At 74.1% G+C, this 5,829-nt stretch carries 5 protein-coding genes; 2 read left to right on the top strand and 3 right to left on the bottom strand.

The features are described from left to right. A partial coding sequence (locus ACWCSD_RS46425; protein ID WP_449925162.1) for an ATP-binding protein occupies positions 1 to 1,698 on the top strand: 1,698 nt, incomplete at its 5' end. Between the two features lie 35 nt (positions 1,699 to 1,733). After that, entirely contained in the window at positions 1,734 to 3,236 is a 1,503-nt protein-coding gene (locus ACWCSD_RS46420) for an MFS transporter (protein ID WP_397218711.1), read from the top strand. Here the strand turns inward: ACWCSD_RS46420 and ACWCSD_RS46415 are convergent. The 3 genes from ACWCSD_RS46415 to ACWCSD_RS46405 form a co-directional block, all read right to left on the bottom strand. Beyond that, positions 3,205 to 4,443 (bottom strand): MFS transporter, encoded by a 1,239-nt coding sequence (locus tag ACWCSD_RS46415; RefSeq protein WP_449925159.1) that lies wholly within the window; start codon positions 4,441 to 4,443, stop codon positions 3,205 to 3,207. The two genes, ACWCSD_RS46420 and ACWCSD_RS46415, sit on opposite strands and share 32 nt — an antisense overlap. Before the next feature lie 231 nt (positions 4,444 to 4,674). Further along, the gene (locus tag ACWCSD_RS46410) at positions 4,675 to 5,577 is read right to left on the bottom strand and encodes a serine hydrolase (protein WP_449925156.1); all 903 of its coding nucleotides are present in this window, start codon (positions 5,575 to 5,577) and stop codon (positions 4,675 to 4,677) included. A gap of 80 nt (positions 5,578 to 5,657) precedes the next feature. Next, positions 5,658 to 5,813: a zinc-binding dehydrogenase gene (locus tag ACWCSD_RS46405; RefSeq protein ID WP_449925165.1), complete on the bottom strand. Its 156-nt coding sequence runs from the start codon at positions 5,811 to 5,813 to the stop codon at positions 5,658 to 5,660. Between the last annotated feature and the right edge of the window lie 16 nt (positions 5,814 to 5,829).

The following is a 5,829-nucleotide window of genomic DNA, read 5'->3' as shown; positions in this document are numbered from 1 at the left end:
GCCTCGTACCTCCCTGATGGCGACTTCCACCTGGTCACCTCCTGCCCCGGGCTGCGGGTGCTGACCACCAGCCGCGAGGCGCTGGGCATCACCGGGGAGTCGATCCTGCCGGTGTCCCCGCTGCGCCTGCCGCCGCCGGAGCCGGACGACCCGCTGGAGTACGCCGCCGTCCGGCTGTTCGCCGACCGGGCCGCCGCCGTGCGTCCGGGGTTCGCCGTGGACGCCGGCAACGCCGCCGACGTGGTGCGCATCTGCCGGGCGCTCGACGGGCTGCCGCTGGCCATCGAGCTGGCCGCGGCCCGCCTCCGCACGCTGTCGGTCGCCGACGTGGCGGCCCGCCTGGACGACCGGTTCCGGCTGCTGACCCGCGGCAGCCGTACGGCGCTGCCCCGGCACCAGACGCTGCGCGCGGTCGTCGCGTGGAGCTGGGACCTGCTGGACGACGCCGAGCAGCGCCTGGCCGCCCGTCTGAGCGTGTTCGTCGGCGGCGCCACGCCCGAGGCGGCCGAGCGGGTGTGCGGGCTGCCGGAGGAGGTGCTGTTCTCGCTGGCGGAGAAGTCGCTGGTGGAGTACGTCGGCGGCCGGTACCGCATGCTCGACACGATCCGGGCGTTCTGCGCGGAACGCCTGGCCGAGTCCGGCGAGACCGCCGCGATCGGGGACGCGCACACCGCCTACTACCTCGACCTCGTCCTGACCGCCGACCCGCTGCTGCGGACCGCCGACCAGCTCACCTGGCTGGCCCGCCTCGACCAGGAGAGCGACGACCTCGAAGCCGCCGTGCGCTGGACGACCGCGTCCGGGCAGCCGGAGACCGGCCTGCGGCTGCTGGCGCACAGCGCCTGCTACTGGTGGATGCGCGGCCACCGCGGCGTCATCGCCGGGCTGGCCGCCGCGCTGCTGGCCAGGATCGGCGACGCCCGCCCCGCAGGCATGGAGGAGGAGTACGTCATGTGCCTGCTCGTCACCGCCTGGACGGGCGTGGCCGACGACGTCGTGCGCGAGCGGCTGGCCGAGGTGCGCGAGCTGCTGCCGATCACCCACCTGCCGGAGCGGGTGGAGTTCCTGATGATGATGCGGTCGATGTTCACCGGGCCGCCGGGCGACGTCGAGCAGATCTACCACGAGCTGCAGGCCCACACCGAGGGGCTGCCGCCCTGGCAGCGGGCGTTGTCGTACAGCGGCGCGGGGTTCGTGCTGCAGATCCTGGGGCGGGTCGAGGAGTCGCTGGCCTCCTTCCGGCGCGCCCTGGCCGCCTTCCGGGCCATCGGCGAGCGCTGGGGGGCGGTGCTGGTGCTGTCGGGCCTCGGCGAGCTGGCCTCCCGCGAGGGGGACTACGCGGCCTCGTACGCGCTGTCGGACGAGGCGCTGACGCTGGCCCGCGAGCTCGACGCGCGGGCGGAGATGGCCGAGGCCCTGTGCCGGCGCGGCGACGCGCTGCTCGGCATGGGCGAGCCGCTGGGCGGGCGGGCCGACTACGAGGAGGCGGCCGAGCTGGCCCGTCGCGTGGGTTCCATGGACATGCTGGCGTGGGCGCACCTCGGGATGGCCGAGGTGGCGCTGATCGGCGGCGAGCGCGACGCCGCGCTGTCCCTGCTGGCCCAGGCCCGCGCGGAGTGCCCCGACGACTGGTACAGCACCGAGGACATCCGCAACCGCATCGACGAGGCCCTCGGCCGGGCGGTCAGCGAACGGTAGGCGGCCCGTCAGCCGTCCTCGCCACCGTGGACGGCATGACGCGAAAATGGGCCTGTCTGGCCATCGCCTGCCTGGCGACGCTGCTGCTCTCGGTCGATCTCACCGTGCTGCACCTGGCGCTCCCCCGGCTGGTCGCCGACCTCGGTGCGAGCTCGACGCAACTGCTCTGGATCGGCGACATGTACGGGTTCGCCCTGGCCGGACTCCTCGTCACCATGGGCAACCTCGGGGACCGCGTGGGCCGCAAGCGGCTGCTGCTGATCGGCGCGGCCGGCTTCGGCGCCGCCTCGGTGGTGACCGCCTACGCCCCGAACCCCGAGCTGCTGATCGCCGCCAGGACGCTGCTGGGCGTGGCGGGCGCGATGATCATGCCGTCCACGCTCTCGATCGTCAGGAACGTCTTCGCCGACCCGCGTGAGCGGACCGCGGCCATCGGGATCTGGAGCGGGATGAGCGCGGCCGGGTTCGCGCTGGGGCCGGTCGTCGGCGGCGTGCTGCTGGACCATTTCTGGTGGGGGTCGGTGTTCCTGATCAACGTGCCGATCATGGCGCTGGTGCTGGTCTGCGGGTTCCTGGTGCTGCCGGAGTCGCGCGGCCCCGCCGGGCGGGTGGACGGGCCCAGCGTGGTGCTGTCCTTCGCCGGTGTCGTGACGGCCGTCTACGCGGTCAAGGAGGCCGCCCACCAGGGCCTGGCGCACGCCGACGTGCTGGGGGCGGCCGTGGTGGGGGCGGTGTGCCTGGTGCTGTTCGTCCGGCGGCAGGGCCGGCTGGCCACGCCGCTGATCGACGTACGGCTGTTCCGGCGGCGGGCCTTCAGCGCGTCCGTGGGCACGAACCTGCTGGCGATCTTCGCGTTGTCGGCCATGAACCTGCTGTTCGCCTGGTACCTGCAGCTCGTCCTGGGGTGGACCCCGCTCCAGGCCGGGCTGGCGCAACTGCCCGGCGGTCTCAGCGGCGCGGTGGGCGGGGTGCTCGCGGCCCGGCTCATCGGCCGGCTCGGCAGGAACGGCGTGGTCGCGCTCGGCCTGGCGCTGAACGCCGGCGCGTTCGTCCGGTACGCCATGCTCGGCACCGAGCTGGACTATCTCACCCTGCTGCCGGTGATGATGATCGGCGGGCTGGGGGTCGGGCTCACCTTCACCGTGAACAACGACAACATCCTGGCCACCGCGCCCAAGGAGCGGGCGGGGGCGGCGGCCGCGGTGTCGGAGACGGCGTTCGAGCTGGGCGGGGCGCTGGGCATCGCGGTCCTGGGGACGGTGCTCAACAGCGTCTACCGCGCGAACCTGCTGGTGCCCGCGGGGGTGCCCGGCGAGGCTGCGCGGGAGTCGATCGCCGGGGCCACCGCCACGGCGGCGGAGCTGCCCCCGCAGGCGGCCGGTGAGCTGATGCGCGCGGCGCGCACGGCGTTCGTGTCGGGGATGCAGGTGACGACGCTGGTCACGGCGGTCCTGCTGGCCGTGGTCGCGGTGTTCGCGCTGGCCTGGCTGCGCGGCGTGCCGAAGGTCATCCAGGAAGAGCAGCCGGTCCCTCGGTGAGCGACGGGGTCTGCGCCGCGGGCCTGGCGGGCAGCGGGCGCAGGCTGCGCACCCTGGCCAGCACGAGCAGCGCGGCCACGCCCGTCGCCGCCGGCGCGACGACGAACGCCAGGGACGCGCCGAAGTGGTCCACGAGCTGCCCGGCGACCGACGACCCGGCCGCGATGCCGAGGGCGATGCCGCCGTTCAGCCAGGTGAACGCCTCGGTGCGGACCTCCGCCGCGACCAGGCCCTCGACCAGGGTGTAGCCGGTGATCACCACGGGGGCGATCACCAGGCCGGCCAGGGCGGCGGCGACGTACATGTGGGGGACGGCTCCGGCGAGCGTGAACGCGCTGGTCGCGACCGCGAGCAGGGCCAGCCCGGCGACCAGCCGGGCGCGGGCGGACGACCGCCAGCGGACCGCGCCGTACAGCAGGCCGCCGAGCATGCTGGCGCCGGAGAAGACGCCGTAGACGGGTCCGGCGGCGGCGGGCGCGTGCAGGGCGGTGGTGAGCGAGGTGACGCCGACCTGGAGGCTGCCGAAGACCGACCCCATGGCCAGGAAGGCGGCGGCCAGCAGCGCCACGCCGCGCCGCCGCAGCACGCCCTTGGAGGCGGCGATCCTGACCGGCACCGGCTCGGGCGCGCCCGTCCGGACGGCGGCGAAGACGACCGTGCCCACCAGGATCAGCACCAGCCCGCCGAGCAGCGCGACCACCGGCGAGTACGCCGTGGACAGCCCCACCAGCAGCACCGGGGCCAGCGTGAACGTCAGCTCGTCGGTGATCGACTCGACCGCGAACGCCGTGTTCAGCCTGCCGGTGCCGCCGAGCCGGTGCGCCCAGCGGGCCCGGACCATCGAGCCGACCTGCGGTCCTGACGCGCCGACGAGGGCGGCCATGGCGACCAGCGGCGCGAGGTGGGCGTGCGCGGCGGCCAGGGCCAGCAGGCCGCCCATGGCCAGGGCGTGCACGGCCACCTGCGGGAGCAGCACGCGGGCCTGGCCGTACCGGTCGGCCAGGCGGCCCGTCTGGGGGCCGATGAGGGCCTGGCAGACGGCGGCGGCGGCGGCGGTGATCCCGGCCGCGCCGTAGGAGCCGGTGGACCACTGGACCAGCAGCAGGATGCCCATCTGGGTCATCGCGAACGGCACCCGGGCCAGCAGCGCGGGCACGAGGAACCGCCAGGCGCCGGGGGTGGCCAGCACGTCGAGGTAGGACTTCAAGGGTCTCCGTCCAGATCATGACGGAGTCCTCCCCCGGGGGAGCGCACCGTCGGAGGTGGGCTTCGACCGGGGTAGATACCGGCGGGTGCCGGCCGCCGAGCGGTCAATCAGTCACTTCAGTCAAACGCGACGAGAGCCGATCCTATTGCAGGAAACGGGCGACTTATTTCATTTGTCGTTGACTTCAACGCCGGGATGCCGGAGAGGTCTTGGGGGTCGGGAGGGGCGGCGTCAGGGGCCCGGGTTCCTCGGGCAGGACCGGATCATCGTCGGCGACAGCTCGTCGAGGCGGGAGCCGATCATCCTGGCCACCCCCTCGATGGTCTCGATGCCCGCCCCCTCCCCCGGCTGCTCGTCGGTCTGCACCGCAAGCAGCAGGTCGCGCCCCGGCCCGACGACGCGGCCGTAGCTGGTCACCGCCCAGGTGTTGCGGATGAACGGGCGTGGCGTCCAGCCGTTCTTCAACGCCACCCGGTCCACCGGGCGGGCGGCCGCGCTGACGCCCCACGACTGGTCCTTGACCACGCGTCCCATCAGGCCGAGCACGAGGTCGCGGTCGCGGCCGGACAGGCCCTCGCCGCCCTCCACCAGCACCTGGAGCAGGCGGATGCGGTCGGCGGGGCTGGTGTTGGTGCCGCCCCAGAAGACGCCGGGCCCGGGGATGGTCTCGGTCAGGCCCATGCGCCGGTAGAACTCGCCCATCGCGCCGCCGACCCGGCCCCACAACGCGTCCGCGGCGCCGTTGTCGCTCTCGGTGATCATGCGCTCGGCCAGGTCGCGTTCCTCCTCGCCCAGGCCGCCGCGGCCGAGCACGAGCGCCGTCAGGATGTCCACCTTGACGCCGCTGGCGGTGATCATGTCGTGCTGGTGCTCGCCGCGGCCCAGGGTGATGCCGCTGTCGCGCTCCAGCATGCTGTAGGCGACCCGCCCAGGGCGTCTGGACAGGTACTGCTCGATGTCGTGCTCAAGCCGGTCGCGGGCCGCCCTCCCAGCCCTCTTGTCCGGAAATTTCAGGACGCATCGGCCGACCGTCACCGGCGCCTTCCGCACGCCGGGCACCCCGGGCAGCCGTCCGGCCGCACATCCGGCCGCGAGCCCCCAGACCACCACGACGACCAGCCATCTCCACCACACCCGCAAACCCCCGCGATCGTCCCGTCTCGGGGGTTTTGATCACCTTCTGCCCAGTGGCGTCAATGGTCACACTCTGCACGTCAGGGCAGGAGCACCACCTTTCCGACAGTTCGCCGTCCGGCCAGGTCGGCCACGGCCCGGCCGGCCTCCGCCAGCGGGTACTCGCCGCCCACCAGCGGCCTCAGCCGCCCGGCCGCGGTCAGCGCGAGCAGCTCGCCCAGCGGGGGCCCGACCATCTCCCGCCGCCCCCGC

Source organism: Nonomuraea sp. NPDC001684, assembly GCF_053596515.1.
The sequence above is the reverse complement of the archived record's forward strand: the minus strand, read 5'-3'. Positions and strand labels throughout refer to the sequence as shown.

Bases quoted from the DNA above. Each gene is read 5' to 3' on its own strand.
- ACWCSD_RS46405 (WP_449925165.1), bottom strand. From the start codon at position 5,813: ATGGTCGGGCCCCCGCTGGGCGAGCTGCTCGCGCTGACCGCGGCCGGG.
- ACWCSD_RS46420 (WP_397218711.1), top strand. From the start codon at position 1,734: ATGACGCGAAAATGGGCCTGTCTGGCCATCGCCTGCCTGGCGACGCTG.